This is a genomic window from Agreia bicolorata (genome assembly GCF_000938265.1).
Lineage (GTDB): Bacteria > Actinomycetota > Actinomycetes > Actinomycetales > Microbacteriaceae > Agreia > Agreia bicolorata.
Genome location: NZ_JYFC01000006.1, coordinates 81,869 through 95,397 on the forward strand (window position 1 = coordinate 81,869; position 13,529 = coordinate 95,397).

Annotated in this window: 16 protein-coding genes; 7 read left to right on the forward strand and 9 right to left on the reverse strand. The window is 66.0% G+C overall.

Annotated features, from left to right (window positions below; translation table 11 throughout):
* Positions 1 to 61: 61 nt before the first annotated feature.
* Together TZ00_RS13540 and upp are read right to left on the reverse strand one after the other, a co-directional pair.
* Positions 62 to 766, reverse strand: coding sequence for a winged helix-turn-helix domain-containing protein (locus TZ00_RS13540; RefSeq protein WP_044442475.1), 705 nt, complete (start codon positions 764 to 766; stop codon positions 62 to 64).
* A 400-nt stretch (positions 767 to 1,166) separates the two neighbouring features.
* A complete protein-coding gene (gene upp, locus TZ00_RS13545) occupies positions 1,167 to 1,799 on the reverse strand; it encodes a uracil phosphoribosyltransferase (RefSeq protein ID WP_044442477.1) in 633 nt (210 codons plus the stop codon).
* A 90-nt stretch (positions 1,800 to 1,889) separates the two neighbouring features.
* Here upp and TZ00_RS13550 point away from each other — a divergent pair, with 90 nt between their 5' ends.
* Positions 1,890 to 2,321, forward strand: coding sequence for a nucleoside deaminase (locus tag TZ00_RS13550; protein ID WP_084606153.1), 432 nt, complete (start codon positions 1,890 to 1,892; stop codon positions 2,319 to 2,321).
* Between the two features lie 100 nt (positions 2,322 to 2,421).
* On the opposite strand, the gene TZ00_RS13555 is transcribed toward TZ00_RS13550, so the two are convergent.
* The gene (locus TZ00_RS13555; protein ID WP_044442479.1) at positions 2,422 to 3,174 is read right to left on the reverse strand and encodes a glutamine amidotransferase-related protein; all 753 of its coding nucleotides are present in this window, start codon (positions 3,172 to 3,174) and stop codon (positions 2,422 to 2,424) included.
* Entirely contained in the window at positions 3,167 to 4,126 is a 960-nt protein-coding gene (locus TZ00_RS13560; RefSeq protein ID WP_044442481.1) for a cation diffusion facilitator family transporter, read from the reverse strand. The genes TZ00_RS13555 and TZ00_RS13560 overlap by 8 nt, the downstream gene beginning before the upstream one ends.
* A 73-nt stretch (positions 4,127 to 4,199) precedes the next feature.
* Here TZ00_RS13560 and proC point away from each other — a divergent pair, with 73 nt between their 5' ends.
* The 3 genes from proC (at position 4,200) to TZ00_RS13575 (ending at position 6,585) form a co-directional block, all read left to right on the forward strand.
* Positions 4,200 to 5,048, forward strand: coding sequence for a pyrroline-5-carboxylate reductase (gene proC, locus TZ00_RS13565; RefSeq protein WP_084606110.1), 849 nt, complete (start codon positions 4,200 to 4,202; stop codon positions 5,046 to 5,048).
* 103 nt (positions 5,049 to 5,151) lie between these two features.
* Positions 5,152 to 5,724: a cysteine hydrolase family protein gene (locus TZ00_RS13570; RefSeq protein WP_044442482.1), complete on the forward strand. Its 573-nt coding sequence runs from the start codon at positions 5,152 to 5,154 to the stop codon at positions 5,722 to 5,724.
* A gap of 129 nt (positions 5,725 to 5,853) precedes the next feature.
* Positions 5,854 to 6,585 carry an SGNH/GDSL hydrolase family protein gene (locus TZ00_RS13575; protein WP_044442484.1) on the forward strand — a complete coding sequence of 244 codons (732 nt, stop codon included), beginning with the start codon at positions 5,854 to 5,856 and terminating at the stop codon, positions 6,583 to 6,585.
* 107 nt (positions 6,586 to 6,692) lie between these two features.
* On the opposite strand, the gene TZ00_RS13580 is transcribed toward TZ00_RS13575, so the two are convergent.
* Together TZ00_RS13580 and TZ00_RS13585 are read right to left on the reverse strand one after the other, a co-directional pair.
* Positions 6,693 to 7,361: a potassium channel family protein gene (locus tag TZ00_RS13580; protein ID WP_044442486.1), complete on the reverse strand. Its 669-nt coding sequence runs from the start codon at positions 7,359 to 7,361 to the stop codon at positions 6,693 to 6,695.
* Positions 7,354 to 8,796 carry a TrkH family potassium uptake protein gene (locus TZ00_RS13585; RefSeq protein ID WP_044442746.1) on the reverse strand — a complete coding sequence of 481 codons (1,443 nt, stop codon included), beginning with the start codon at positions 8,794 to 8,796 and terminating at the stop codon, positions 7,354 to 7,356. The genes TZ00_RS13580 and TZ00_RS13585 overlap by 8 nt, the downstream gene beginning before the upstream one ends.
* 142 nt (positions 8,797 to 8,938) lie before the next feature.
* Here TZ00_RS13585 and TZ00_RS13590 point away from each other — a divergent pair, with 142 nt between their 5' ends.
* A complete protein-coding gene (locus tag TZ00_RS13590; RefSeq protein ID WP_044442488.1) occupies positions 8,939 to 9,439 on the forward strand; it encodes an ArsR/SmtB family transcription factor in 501 nt (166 codons plus the stop codon).
* 128 nt (positions 9,440 to 9,567) lie between these two features.
* Positions 9,568 to 9,765, forward strand: coding sequence for a helix-turn-helix domain-containing protein (locus TZ00_RS13595; protein WP_044442490.1), 198 nt, complete (start codon positions 9,568 to 9,570; stop codon positions 9,763 to 9,765).
* A 74-nt stretch (positions 9,766 to 9,839) separates the two neighbouring features.
* On the opposite strand, the gene TZ00_RS13600 is transcribed toward TZ00_RS13595, so the two are convergent.
* Both TZ00_RS13600 and gabT read right to left on the reverse strand, forming a co-directional pair.
* Positions 9,840 to 10,799: a type IV toxin-antitoxin system AbiEi family antitoxin domain-containing protein gene (locus TZ00_RS13600; RefSeq protein ID WP_044442491.1), complete on the reverse strand. Its 960-nt coding sequence runs from the start codon at positions 10,797 to 10,799 to the stop codon at positions 9,840 to 9,842.
* A gap of 196 nt (positions 10,800 to 10,995) precedes the next feature.
* A complete protein-coding gene (gene gabT, locus TZ00_RS13605) occupies positions 10,996 to 12,327 on the reverse strand; it encodes a 4-aminobutyrate--2-oxoglutarate transaminase (protein WP_044442492.1) in 1,332 nt (443 codons plus the stop codon).
* 157 nt (positions 12,328 to 12,484) lie between these two features.
* Here gabT and TZ00_RS19405 point away from each other — a divergent pair, with 157 nt between their 5' ends.
* Positions 12,485 to 12,583 (forward strand): 30S ribosomal protein bS22, encoded by a 99-nt coding sequence (locus TZ00_RS19405; RefSeq protein WP_003792170.1) that lies wholly within the window; start codon positions 12,485 to 12,487, stop codon positions 12,581 to 12,583.
* 166 nt (positions 12,584 to 12,749) lie between these two features.
* Here TZ00_RS19405 and TZ00_RS13610 read toward each other — a convergent pair whose 3' ends face one another.
* Entirely contained in the window at positions 12,750 to 13,523 is a 774-nt protein-coding gene (locus TZ00_RS13610; RefSeq protein ID WP_044442493.1) for an HAD family hydrolase, read from the reverse strand.
* Positions 13,524 to 13,529: the final 6 nt, after the last annotated feature.

Sequence of the window (13,529 nt, forward strand, 5' to 3'; positions counted from 1 at the left end):
GCACAACCTAGCCGCAGGTGGGCGCTTCGTGACAGCCCTAGCTTTCTCGGCTGCTCTCGGCTTAGAACAGGTCGGGCGACGGAGTCGAGGTGTGCTGCACCGAGACGTCTGCGTGGCGATCGAAGCGGTAGCCTGCGCCGCGCACCGTGCGCACGATGTCTTCGTAGTCGCCGAGCTTGGCGCGTAGACGGCGCACGTGAACGTCTATGGTGCGCTCGTTCGGAATGTCGCTGTCGTCGGCCGACCAGAGCGACGCGATGAGCTCTGCACGGTCGATGGTCTTTCCCTCGCGCAGCACGAGGTACTGGAGCAGCTCGAACTCCTTGTAGGTGAGGTTCGCCGCGTTGTTGTCGAGCAGTACACGCTTGCGCGACAGGTCGATCACGACGCCGTCGCGAGCGCGGTCTTCGTCGTCGGGAGTGTGGCGGTGCTTGGCGAGTGCCGCCGGATCCTGCAGAGCGAGGCGCACCACGTCGACATCGCGTCCGCCAGCGCCGCGGGGAGCGAGCGCCACGGCCGCGTAGGTCTCGGACGAGGGGGAGAGCTTGGCCGCGAGGGCACGGAGCTGGGCCACGATCTCCGAAAGATCGGTGCCGTCTGCCGCCGCCTTGTCTTCATCGATTCCGACATACAGAACGAATCCGCGGGCTTCGGTTCCGGTGGGTACCGCACGCAGGTGGGCCGATGTCGACTCGGCGGCGGGCTGCTCCGAGCGGGTGATCGGGGTGACGGTGGCGGGGCGGGTGTCGAGGTGTGCAAGAGACATGGGAGAAATCCTTTGACGATGTGCCCTTGAGGCTCCGGCCGGATACGGCGACGAAGCGGATGCCCCAGGGCGGGCTGTGCGAATGGTGCGGCGGGAGAGCCGGAGACCGCGAATGGTTCTGAGGGTCAGAACCAGGCGGGGGGAGCGGAGGTCTCTGCGTGACAGAGAGACGCAGACCTCAGAACCCAGCGAACCTGATTTGTCAGGCTCAGTGTCTGGTTAGGCACACATTCGGCAACACATGACAGCGCTGCTGGGCATCATCATGCCAGCAGTCCCCAGTGCCTCAAAGGAGGTAAGGGCGAGCGCGTTGTCAGTCATGAATGAAAGCTAAGCGGAATATGACTCCGCGTGTCAAGAACTTTTTTCGTTGCGAGGTCTATCGTGACCTCGCAACGGCTCAGACGAGGCCGTAGAGGCGGTCGCCGGCGTCTCCGAGACCGGGAACGATATAGCCCTTCTCGTTGAGTCGCTCGTCGAGCGCACCGAGAACGAGGTGCACCTCGCGTCCTTCCGTGGCCTTCTCGAGCGCGGCGACGCCCTCGGGGGCCCCGAGCAGGCAGATTGCGGTCACGTCGACGGCGCCGCGGGCGAAGAGGAACTCGATGGCCGCTCCGAGCGACCCTCCGGTGGCCAGCATGGGGTCGAGAACGAAGCACTGCCGATCGCTCAGATCGTCGGGCAGGCGCTCGGCGTACGTCGTGGGTTCGAGCGTCTCCTCGTTGCGCACCATGCCGAGGAAGCCTACCTCAGCACTGGGAATGAGCTTGACCATGCCCTCGAGCATGCCGAGCCCCGCGCGAAGAATGGGAACGATCAGCGGTCGCGGCTCCGAAATGGCGAGGCCCTTGGTCTCGGCGACCGGCGTCTGAATGGTGACGACCTCGGTGCGCACCTCGCGGGTGGCCTCGTAGGCCAGCAGGGTCACGAGCTCTTCGGTCAGCGCCCGGAACGTCGGAGCCGGCGTCGACTTGTCTCGCAGCACGGTGAGCTTGTGCGTGATGAGCGGGTGGTCGGCAACGTGAACTCGCATAGGCTCAATCTACTGGAGCGGAAGGGAACCGTCGGCATGACCGAACGACCGCGCCCCGCGCATCCATGGCCTGCCGCCTACGGCGAGCGCATGCGCGAGCTGCTCGCAGACGCCCGGCTCGCCGAGGCATCGGGCGACGTTCCCGTGTCGGCTATGGTTCTGGATGCGTCGGGCCGGGTCATCGGGCGCGGCCGCAACGAGCGCGAGCTGCTGCACGATCCCACGGCCCACGCCGAGATGTTGGCGCTGCGCGAAGCATCAGCGGTGACGGGGGACTGGCGCCTCGAGGGCTGCACTCTGATCGTCACCCTCGAACCGTGTGTGATGTGCGCCGGAGCGATCTTGGGCGCTCGCGTGCCGACGGTGGTGTTCGGAGCGTGGGACGAAAAGGCGGGCGCTGTCGGCTCGGTCTACGACGTTCTGCGCGACCGACGCCTCAACCACACGGTCGAGGTGTGGGCCGGCGTCGAGGCCGACGCCTGCGCTGCAGCCCTGACGACGTTCTTCCGCGGGCCCCGCTAGCCAGTGGCCGCGTTCAACAGGACGAATTGAAGACACGCCGGTGGGCGCGCGACGACTCGCCGTGCCAGGAGCAATACGCCCTGTAATACGGATAGACCGGCTACGAGGCTGGAAGCCCGCGCAGCCACTCGGTGAGGAATGACTCCGATGCTCGGCGCATATCCGGGCCGAGGCGGCCGAAGTCGTCTCGCAGCAGGGCCTGGTCGTAGCCCGCTCCCCGCACGTATTCCTCGTCGGACTCGAGCCACTCCTCGTGCATGTCGGCTGTGATCTCGGGATGGAACTGCACGGCCATCGCCCAGCTCCCGATGCCGAAGGCCTCGTTCGCGTAGTCGCCGGAACCGGCAAGTCGAGTGGCGCCCTCGGGCAGCGTGAACGTATCGCCGTGCCACTGCAGTACCGGGACCCCGGAGAAATGACGCACCGCCGACGATGCCCCGGCATCCGTCGGTTCAACCGCTCGGAAGCCGACCTGCACGGTATCGCCGGGCGCGACCACGGCGCCGAGCGACGCGGCCATGACCTGCGAGCCGAAGCAGACACCCAGAGTCGGACGTTTCGCGTCGAGCCTGCTGCGGACGAACGCCAGCTCGGCGGCGATGAACGGATAGCGCTCGCCCTCGTAGACACCGGCGCTGGCGCCGAGCACGATCAGGAGATCGGCGGACGACGCGTTCGGCGGTAGCTCGTCACCCTCCGCGACATCGACGTACTGCACGTCGAACCCCTCGGCCACGAGGACGGGCTCGAGGTTGCCCAGGTGCGCGATGCGCTCGTGCCTCAGCACCACGGCGACGCGCGCGAGAGGCGGCGGGGAGACGGTCTCGGTGCGGGATGGACCGGTGTCAGACATCGGTGGCGGGAACCGGCGCGTCGGCGACAGCCTCGCTCACGCTCGGCACGTACACGTCGGGCTCGAGGTAGATCACCCGCGCGATCGGCACAGCCTCGCGAATACGCGCCTCGACGGCGTTGATGGCCAACGCGACATCGGTGAGCGTGGTCACCGCGGGCAGCGTGATCTTCGCGCCGACGAGCATCTCTTCGGGTCCGAGGTACATGGTCTTCAGGTGCACGAGGTGCTCGACCTCGGGGCTCGACGTGATGGCGTTCTCGATCTTGCGCAGGTCTTCGTCGGTCGCACCCTCGCCGACCAGCAGACTCTTCGTCTCGATGCCAAGGATCACGGCGACGAGCACCAGCAGTGCGCCGATGAAGACCGTTCCGATGCCGTCCCAGACGCCGTTTCCCGTGAGCACGGTCAAACCGACTCCGGCGAACGCGAAGACGAGTCCCAGCAGGGCCGCGGTGTCTTCGAGCAGCACAACCGGCAGCTCCGGCGCCTTCGCCCGGCGGATGAACTGCAACCAGCTCAGCTTTCCGCGAGTGTGGTTCGATTCGGCGATCGCCGTGCGCAGCGAGAAGCCTTCGAGCCCGATGGCGATGACGAGTACCAGCATCGGAAGCCACCACACCTCGAGCGGGTGCGGATTGTTGATCTTCTCGATGCCTTCGTAGAGAGCGAAGACGCCACCCACCGAGAACAGAATGATCGACACCACGAAGGCGTAGACGTAGCGCTCGCGGCCATAACCGAACGGATGAGCCCGGTCGGCCTGCTTGCGCGACTTGCGGCCACCGAGCAGCAACAGCAGCTGGTTGCCCGAATCGGCGGCGGAGTGCACGCTCTCGGCGAGCATCGACGACGAGCCCGAGAAGAGGAAGGCGATGAACTTGGTGAGGGCGATGCCGAGATTGGCCGCCAGCGCGGCGAGAATCGCCTTGCTGCCTCCGGATGTGCTCATGTGTGTGACCTCTGCGCGCTCTGTGCGAATCTCTGGCGGCTTGCCCGTCGAACCCCAATCCTAGGATGGACGGGTGACCAACACCTCTCCCGTCTCCCTGCCCGCCATCGCCATCCTCGGCGCCGGATCGATGGGACGCGCCATCCTCTCCGGCCTGCTTGCGCCCACGGTCGACGTGTCCGGTGGAATCCGCGTGACCAACCGCTCGGCCGCGCGCGCCGCGGAGTTCGACGACGTCGACGCGGTCACGGCCTGGGCGACCGACGACGAACCCGAGGCGAATCGCCTGGCCGTGGCCGGGGCATCCATTGTTCTGGTGGCGGTGAAGCCGCCCATGGTGCCCGCGCTGCTCGACGAGATCGCGGATGCGCTCGAGCCCGGCGCGATCGTCGTGAGCGTGGCGGCCGGTGTGACCGTCGCCACCTTCGAGCAGCGCCTGCCCGAGAGCGTGGCCGTGCTGCGGTCGATGCCGAACACACCCGCGATCGTCGGCAACGCCGTGACCGGACTGTCGGCCGGTACCCGGTCGACGCCCGAGCAGCTCGCCCTGGTCACGCGGGTGTTCGAGACGGTCGGCGAAGTTGTGGTCGTTCCCGAAGAGAAGCTGGATGCGTTATCGACGATCTCGGGATCGGGTCCGGCATACGTGTTCTTTCTCATCGAGCAGCTCACGGCAGTTGCCGTCGAGAAGGGCTTCACCCCTGAGGAGGCGGCCGTTCTTGTGAACGGAACGTTCCTGGGCGCGTCACGGCTGCTGGCGGCGTCGGAGTCGTCGCCCGCGGAACTGCGCCGGCAGGTGACGAGCCCGAACGGTACGACCGAGCGGGCCATCGCCGTGCTGCAGGACGGGGGAGTCGACGACCTCTTCGCCCGGGCGACGGATGCGGCCCTCGCCCGCGCCTGGGAGCTCGCCGCCGGGTGAGGTGCGCCGAACGCGGGAGTTCGCGCCCATCGCGTGGCCCGTGCCACCGCTCGGCGCGTGAACACCCGCGCTCGCACGTGGGAGGGCGCGCTATCGTGCTGGAATGGCTCTCCAGATGATGTCGACGGATCGGCCCGCGCTTGTCGTGATCGACGTGCAGCGAGGGTTCGACGATGCCGAGGTGTGGGGTGAGCGGGGCAACCCCGCCTGCGAAGCCCACATCGCGTCGCTCCTAGCGCTGTGGCGCAGCAGATCGTGGCCCGTGGTGTTCGTGCAGCATGACTCCGACGACTCGGCATCCCCGCTTGCGCCATCGTCACCGGGGCACGAGTTCAAGGATGTCATCACGGGCACTCCGGATCTCCTCGTGCGAAAACGGGTCAACTCGAGTTTTTACGGCACGCCCGATCTCCACTCCTGGTTGCGCCAGGAGAGCATCACCGAGCTCGTCATCTGCGGAATCACCACCAACCATTGCTGCGAGACCACCGCCCGGATGGCAGGAAATCTCGGCTACGAGACATACTTCGCCATCGATGCCACGCACACGTTCGACCGGGTGGGGCCGACCGGAGAGACCGTTCCTGCGGCAATCCTGTCGATGATCACGGCGACGAACCTGCACGGAGAGTTCGCCACGGTCGTCACGACCGGGGATCTGCTCGCCGACGCCTGAGCGGCGTCGAACGCGGGAGTTCGCGTCCCACGCGCCGGCCGCGCCACCGCTCAGTGCGTGAACGCCCGCGCTCGAGGCCGATGCGGCAACCCCCTGCGCGGTGTCAGGGAACGGGCGTAGCGTTTCAGCGTGAATCTTCTCTCCCTCTGGCCGATCAGCCTGATCGTGCGCCACCGCGAGGCGGAGGCTGCCCGCATCAACCTGACGATTCCGGTCAACTCGGCATTCTGGCGAGCGCGTCAGAAGAAGAGTGGCGAGCTGCTCTACGTCGTGATCGGAGATTCTGCAGCGCAGGGCATCGGCGCGTCGAAGCCCCATCGCGGCTATGTGCAGATCGTCGCCGACCGGTTCGCAGCTGAGACCGGGCGCTCGGTTCGCATCGTGAATCTCAGCGTTGCGGGTGCCCGACTTCGCGAGGCGCTCGCCATCCAGATGCCGAAGCTGGCCACGCTGCTGCGCGACGCCGAGCCTGATCTGATGACCGTCTCGATCGGGGCCAACGACATCAATTCGTTCGAGAAAGATCGCTTCGCCCGCGAACTCGAGGAGCTGTACTCGCAACTCCCCTCGACGGCGATCGTGGCCGACCTGCCGTGCTTCCACATTCCGCAGCGCGAGCGCCTCGTCGCTGTCGCCAATCGCATCGTGCGGGCGACCGCTGATCGTCACGGGCTCACGGTTGCGCCGCTCTACGCGGTGACAAAGCGCCAGGGAATCGTGCGCGCCGTCTACCAGGCGGCCGGCGACCTCTTCCACCCGAACGACCGGGGTTACGCGGTGTGGGCCTCGGCGTTCCTGCCGGCGGTCTCGGGCCGGGCGCAGCGCATCCGCGCGCGAGCCGAGCCGCACCCCATGCCGTAAGCGGTCGACGTCTGCCGCCCGTCGCGACGAACGTTGCCGGGCGACCGGCAACATCCGACGCCTCCGGCAACATTCGTGCCGCTATGTGGAGCGGCTACATGGGGCCGCTACTCGAGGGCCGAGAACTTCTCTATGTCGCTCGAGGTTCCGGAGACGATGATGATGTCGTGATCGGTGACGACGGTCTTCTCCGTGGCGTAGGTGAACGGCTTTCCGGGTGACTTCACCCCGACGACAGTGATGTTGTGCCGGGTTCGCACGCCCGACTCTGTGAGGTTCTTGCCACGGATCGGCTTGGGCGGATGCATCTTGACCAGAGCGAAGTCATCGTCGAACTCGATGAAGTCGAGCATGCGGCCGGATACGAGGTGCGCGACGCGCTCGCCAGCCTCCGCTTCGGGGTAGATCACGTGGTTCGCGCCGATGCGCTCGAGGATCTTTCCGTGCGACTTCGAGATGGCCTTGGCCCAGATCTGTGGAACCTTGAGGTCGACGAGGTTGGCCGTGATGAGCACGCTGGCCTCGATCGACGAACCCACGGCGACGACCGCGATCGAGAACTCGCCCGCCCCGATCTGTCGTAGCGCGTCGATGTTGCGCGCATCCGCCTGCACCGTGTGGGTGATGCGCTCCGACCACTTCTGCACGAGACCGTCGTTGTCATCGATGGCCAGAACCTCGCGGCCGAGGCGGTCGAGCTGGCCTGCCGTGGCGGCGCCGAAGCGGCCTAGGCCGATCACGAGTACGGGGGCGTCGTGCTTGATGCGATCAACCAACGATGGGCCTCTCTTCGGGTCGTCTGAACAGCTGCCGGCGCTGGCTCGCTGCCAGCGCGGCGGCGAGAGTCACTGTACCAACGCGGCCCATGAACATCGTCGCGGCCAACACGTAGATACCCGAGTCAGGCAGGGATGCCGTGAGTCCGGTCGTGAGCCCGGATGTCGCGAACGCAGAGATCACGTCGAAGAGCACGAAGTCGAGCGGCGCCTTGGTGATCTGCAGGATGACGATGGTCGCGACAGCCACGGTCGTCGCGCCCCACAGCACCACGCTCACGCCGAGTCGCAGCACGTCGCCGGGGATGCGTCGCCCGAATGCCTCCATCGATTCGTTTCCACGTGCCTCGGCGAAGGCGGCGAGAAACAGTACGGCGAGCGTCGTGACCTTGATTCCGCCGGCTGTGGATGCGGATCCGCCGCCGATGAACATAAGCATGTCGGTGACAAGCAGGCTCGAGCCGTTGAGGTCATGGATGGGAATCGTGGAGAAGCCGCCAGACCGGGTCATGACCGACAGGAACAGCGACTGGAAGATCGTGTCGCCGGCGTTGAGGTCTCCGTAGGTCTTCGGGTTGTCGAACTCGAGCACGATGTAGAGCACGGCTCCGGCGACGATGAGGATGAGCGAGGTGAGGATGGTGAGCTTCACGTGCAACGACCATCGCAGAGGCTTCTTGATGTTGCGCGACAGCACGTAGATCACGGGAAATCCGATGCTGCCCATAAAGACGCCCAGCATAAGGATGCTGAGAAACCAGTAGTCGTTCTCGAAGGGGGCGAGCCCCTCTGCGTTCGGCGAAAAGCCGGTGTTCGTGAAGGCCATGGCCGAGTAATAGAAGCTGTCGGTGATGGCCGGGGCGAGAGCGACGCCGTCGATGAGCATGCGGGGAATGAGAAGCAGCGCAATCACGATCTGAATGACGAGTGAGCTCACTGCGACGGTGGCCAGAAGTCCACCGATCTCGCCGAGCCGCACGGCCTGGCCCTCCGACACGGCGCCGTGGCGCATCCGCATGGGGTTAGTGTCGCCGGCGGCCATGAGCCGACTCTTGAGACCGAGCTTGCGCGACACAGCGAGGCCGAGAATCGAGGCCAGGGTGAGTACGCCCAGGGCGCCGATCTGCACGCCGATGAAGATGAAGATGTGGCCCACGACCGACCAGTGCGTCGCCATGTCGACGGTCGAGAGACCCGTGACGCAAACCACCGATACGGCTGTGAAGAGCGCATCGGCGAGCGGCGTGACCGAGCCTTTCGCCTGCGAGATCGGCAGCGAGAAGAGCACCGTGAAGATGAGGATCATCGCCGTGAAGATGAGGATCGCGAAGCGCGAGGGCGACTGCTCTGAGAACTCGTCGATCATGTCGCGGATGCGGCCGATCGGCGTGCGACTCGCGTAGACGGAGCGTCGCGTGGGTGCGGGTATGCGCATCGAGCGTCCTTCGTCGACAAGGCCGACAGCTGCTCGGTCGGCCGAATGAATTCCAGTCATGGTACTCCGGAGCGGCACCCGGGCGGCGCGCCAAGCCCGCTGGCTGAAGAGCAATCGGGCCTCGACTGACTACCCTTGTGCCATGGCCGACATCTTCTCTGTGATCGCTGACCCCACGAGACGCCACCTGCTCGAGCTTCTGCTCGAGCGCTACACGGCGGCGGGTTCTGCCGAGGCCACGCCTCACGCGGGGGAGTCGAGCGTTTCGGAGCTTGTTCACGCGCTCGACCTGAGCCAGCCCACCGTGTCGAAGCACCTCAAGGTTCTGCGCGATGCCGGTCTCGTCGCTGTTCGAGAAGAGGGGCAGCACCGGTACTACAAGCTCGACGCGTCGCCGCTCGAAGAGGTCGAAGACTGGGCCATTCCGTTTCTCTCGGCCGACTTCGACGGATCTCTCAAAGACGATGATGACGAGTGGGCAGACACGGGCGCGGGTGGTCAGACCCCGGATGTCGCGGGCTCGGCCTCGGAATTCGCCCGCAATGTCGGGCGCACGGTCGCGACGTCGAGCCATCAGGCGCGGGCCGTGGTCGAGGATCTTCAGGCCAACGCCAGCAAGCTGGTGTCGCGGCTGCGCAAGTAGCGCCCGCCACCCGGTTGCCCCGCATCCGGTGAACGCCCTAGAGTTGCGAATCATCACGGAGTCTCATTCGTCACTCCTGTGACTCGTTGCAGTGATCGTATAGACGCTCGAATAAGAGGAGAGACGCCATGGCCGGCTCAGACCTGCCCGACGTGCGCTTTCTCACGGTGGCCGAGGTCGCCGACATGATGCGCGTGTCTAAGATGACCGTCTACCGCATGGTGCACTCGGGCGAGATGCCGGCGATCCGCTTCGGTCGCAGCTTTCGCGTGCCCGAGACCGCGGTGGCCGAGGCCCTGACGCAGCACGCGGCAGACACGGCGTAGCGTCGTATCCGCGCCTGTTCGGCGCATCCGCTGCTGGTCGTCTGGGCGCCGATGCCCCGAGCAGGCGCGGATGCTCAACGGTGCCAGCTGCGACGCGGATCTACGATGGGCAGTCCATCGCGCAGGAGGCGGGCCCGCATCTTCGGGATGCTGATGCAGACCGCCCAGTCCCAGCGCGTGACTTTTTTGGGGAGGGCCTTGAACCGGTCCTCCCGAATCTTCTCTTCGTAAATCACTTCGCCCGGGTCGCGGCCGCGGAGGTATTCGGGCTTGAAGTATTTGAACTTTCCGTCGACTTCGCCGAGGTGGTCGAAGCCTTCGAAGTCGTAATCCGGCTCGCCGATGAAGCCATCGGCGTCGAAGAACGGGGTTTGCAGTCGAGGCTCGGGGAAACCCGCGAGGTACATGTTCGCTCGGCCTGCCGACTCGGCGGGTGAGTCTGCGAGGTGGGTGGCGAACTCGAGGATGCGCAGTGACCGGGCGTGGGCCTTCAGCGGCTTGGCCGCCTCCCACTCGGCCAGCAGCTGATCTTTGCTGAGGTGGCCGGGCCGCTTTCGGTGAAGCGAATAGTCGGCGCTGGCGACGCCTGACATCGCCGAACTCACCGTGGCCAGATCGATGATCGTTCGAACGAACGACGTCACGAGCAGTCCGTCGATCTCGACGACGTCGACCGAGGCCATCTCGGTGACATGAGCGACGACTCCATTCTTTGACCGCCCGCCGGATGTGCGATCGATCACCCGGTGCACGTCCCTCGGCCACCGACCGATGATCGGGATGCCCCACACCGCGGCTGCGGACCAGTGTGACAGCACCGGTCGCTCGCGACGAGTCTCCGCGACAGCGCGTATGCGCAGGAGGTAGCGGTCGAGATCCTCGAGGTCCGTCCACTCGGCGGCAGACGTGTAGACACCTCTGCGAAGTCTGATCGCACGCCCGGAGGTGTGCGCACGAGCAAGGGCGTGGCGATCGCCTCCGAGTCGCTCGAACTCGCGGGCCAGCACCGGGCGTGGTCTTTTGTCGGTAGCCATGCACGCCAGCGTGCGACACCGTTGTCTCCCGAACGTACCTATGGCCGCAAGGTGTGCACATCTCTCGTGTGGCGCTCGCGGGGGAGGAGTGCTCGGCGGAGAGAGTCCGCGCCTGTTCGGGGCATCCGCTACTGGTCGTCCGGGCGCCGATGTCCCGAACAGGCGCGGAGGCCCGGCGCGTGCTCGCGCGGAGCAGTTAGAGCAGCGCGAGCGCCTCTTCTAGGACTGTGGCCGCGTCGTCGATGAGCTCGTCGCTGATCACGACGCTCGGCATGATGCGCAGCACCGAGTCCCAGCTGCCCGCATCCAGCACGATCACGCCGTGCGTCGTCGCGTACTTCAGGATGGCGGTGAGCGCCTCGGGGTTGGGCTCCCGGGTGCCCGGTTTCACCAGCTCGACGCCGAACATGGCGCCCTTGCCGCGCACCTCGCCGACCACGTCGAACTTCTCTGCCCAGTCGCCGATTCGCGCCCAGAGGGAGGCTTCGACCCGCTGCGCCTCGGCCAGCAGGCCCTCGCGCTCGATGATGTCGAACACTTCGAGGGCGGCCGCGGTCGAGACCGGGTTGCCGCCGAACGTGCCGCCGATTCCGCCGGGCTGCACGGCATCCATGATCTCGGCGCGACCCGTGACCGCGGCGAGAGGGAATCCGCCCGCGATGCCTTTGGCCGTGGTGATGAGGTCGGGGATCACGCCGTCGTGGTGCTCGATCGAGTACCAGGTTCCTGTGCGGGCGATGCCGGCCTGGATCTCGTCGGCGACGAAGACGATGCCGTTTTCGCGGCAGAACTCGGCGATGCGGGCAAAGTACCCGGGTGCCGGAATGACCACGCCGCCGTCGCCCTGGATCGGCTCGACGAAGAAGGCCGCGATCTCGGAGGCGCCGATGTGGGTCGTGATGTAGTCGATGGTCTTCTCGGCCGCCTCGGGGCCGGAGAGTCCGTCGCGGAAGGGGTAGCTCGTGGGAACGCTGTAGACCTCGCCCGGGAACGGGCCCATGCCGGCGCGCTCCGGCCAGGGGCGGTAGGTCATGGCCATGGTGAGGTTGGTGCGGCCGTGGAAGGCGTGGTCGAGACTCACGATCGCGCGTCGGCCGGTGAACTTGCGGGCGATCTTGACCGCGTTCTCCACGGCCTCCGCGCCCGAGTTCACCAGGATCGAGTGCTTCTCGAAGTCGCCGGGAGTGATCTCGGCGAGCTTCTCGGCCACGCGCACGTAGTTCTCGTAGGGGGTGACGGTGAAGAGGGTGTGGGTGAGCTTGCCGGCCTGCGCTGCTGCGGCTGCGGCGACATCCGGATGCGCGTGGCCGATCGTGGTGACACCGATTCCGCACCCGAGATCGATCAGTCGGTTGCCGTCGACGTCGACCAGGATCGCACCGGAGCCGCTCTCCATGTAGATGTTCGCGAGGGTACCGGCGCCGCGCGAGACGGAGCGCTCGCGGCGCTGTTGCAACTCCACCGATTTCGGCCCGGGGAGTTCTGTGACGAGCGAGCGCTGCTGGGGGATGTCGAAGTCGCGAACCATGTTGCCAGCCTATGCGCCTGTTCCCTTCGACAGGCTCAGGGAACGGGAGGGGTTCGACGCGCATTAGTCGTTCAGCCATTGGCCTTGTAGACTGCTCCGAGGCAAAATTCTCTTCCGCTGCGATCTGCGCAGCGAAGCTCAAAATCGTGAGGTCCCTGTGGGTTCAGTAATCAAGAAGCGTCGCAAGCGTATGGCGAAGAAGAAGCACCGCAAGCTGCTTCGCAAGACACGTCACCAGCGCCGCAACAAGAAGTAGCATCTCGTGCAGCGTTAAAGCGCTGCCGAAGTAGCACCAGCGCCAGGCCTCAGGTCTGGCGCTTTTGCTGTGCCCGGATGCGCTCGAACGGTCGCATCCGCGCCCGCTGGGCGTATCCGCTACTGGACGACCAGGCGCCGATGCGCCGAACCGGCGCGCACGCGGCTCAGCGAGCCCGGCGGGCCTCTCGGCGCACGCGTTTGCGAGCCTCTTTGATGCTCGACGGGTTCAGTCGCATGACGGGCCAGTCGTGGTTCGTGGCGTGCGCGTGCAGAGCGTGATCGGGGTTCACCACGACCGGATGCCCGACGAATGTCAGCAGCGGAATGTCGTTGCTCGAGTCGGAGTATGCCCAGCACTCAGTGGGATCGACGCCGAGCCCGTTGGCGAGTGCGATCGACGCGTCTGCCTTGTCTTGAGCGTGCATCACCGGGCCCTCGAGTACACCCGTGTAGACGCCGTCTTTCGACTCGAAGCGGGTTCCCAGTGCACCTGTCAGGCCGAGTCGACGTGCGAAGACGTCGGCGACCTCGCTGGCGGTGGCAGACACTATCCAGACCTGGTGGCCCATGGCGAGGTGCTCTTTGGTGAGCGCCACCGTCTCAGGCCAGAGGCGCTGGCTGATGCGCCGATCGAAGATGTCCTCACTCAGCGAGCGGATCTCCGCCTGCGTCTTGCCCTCGATGAGGCGGAGTGCCTTGTCTTTGATGTCGCTGAGGTGGCCCATGTTCTCGCCGACCTTGATGAAGTGGCGCTGCTGCCAGAAGAAACGCCAGATGTCGCGTGGCGAGAGCATGCCCCGACGCCACGCACCGATCGCCACGTGCCATACGCTCGCTCCCCGCAGAAGCGTGTTGTCGACATCGAAGAAGGCGATGACTGGTCGGTCTCCGGCGGGCGACTCGTGCTCGCTGACGGGCGGGATTTCGGTATTCGGCATGGGTTC

Coding starts and splice junctions, on each gene's coding strand:
- TZ00_RS13585 (WP_044442746.1), bottom strand. CDS start 8,796: ATGCGCATACCCGCACCCACGCGACGCTCCGTCTACGCGAGTCGCACG.
- gabT (WP_044442492.1), bottom strand. CDS start 12,327: ATGGTTCGCGACTTCGACATCCCCCAGCAGCGCTCGCTCGTCACAGAA.
- TZ00_RS13595 (WP_044442490.1), top strand. CDS start 9,568: ATGGCCGGCTCAGACCTGCCCGACGTGCGCTTTCTCACGGTGGCCGAG.
- TZ00_RS13600 (WP_044442491.1), bottom strand. CDS start 10,799: ATGGCTACCGACAAAAGACCACGCCCGGTGCTGGCCCGCGAGTTCGAG.
- TZ00_RS13570 (WP_044442482.1), top strand. CDS start 5,152: ATGGCTCTCCAGATGATGTCGACGGATCGGCCCGCGCTTGTCGTGATC.
- TZ00_RS13590 (WP_044442488.1), top strand. CDS start 8,939: ATGGCCGACATCTTCTCTGTGATCGCTGACCCCACGAGACGCCACCTG.
- TZ00_RS13560 (WP_044442481.1), bottom strand. CDS start 4,126: ATGAGCACATCCGGAGGCAGCAAGGCGATTCTCGCCGCGCTGGCGGCC.
- upp (WP_044442477.1), bottom strand. CDS start 1,799: ATGCGAGTTCACGTTGCCGACCACCCGCTCATCACGCACAAGCTCACC.
- TZ00_RS13540 (WP_044442475.1), bottom strand. CDS start 766: ATGTCTCTTGCACACCTCGACACCCGCCCCGCCACCGTCACCCCGATC.
- TZ00_RS13550 (WP_084606153.1), top strand. CDS start 1,890: ATGCGCGAGCTGCTCGCAGACGCCCGGCTCGCCGAGGCATCGGGCGAC.
- TZ00_RS13555 (WP_044442479.1), bottom strand. CDS start 3,174: ATGTCTGACACCGGTCCATCCCGCACCGAGACCGTCTCCCCGCCGCCT.
- TZ00_RS13610 (WP_044442493.1), bottom strand. CDS start 13,523: ATGCCGAATACCGAAATCCCGCCCGTCAGCGAGCACGAGTCGCCCGCC.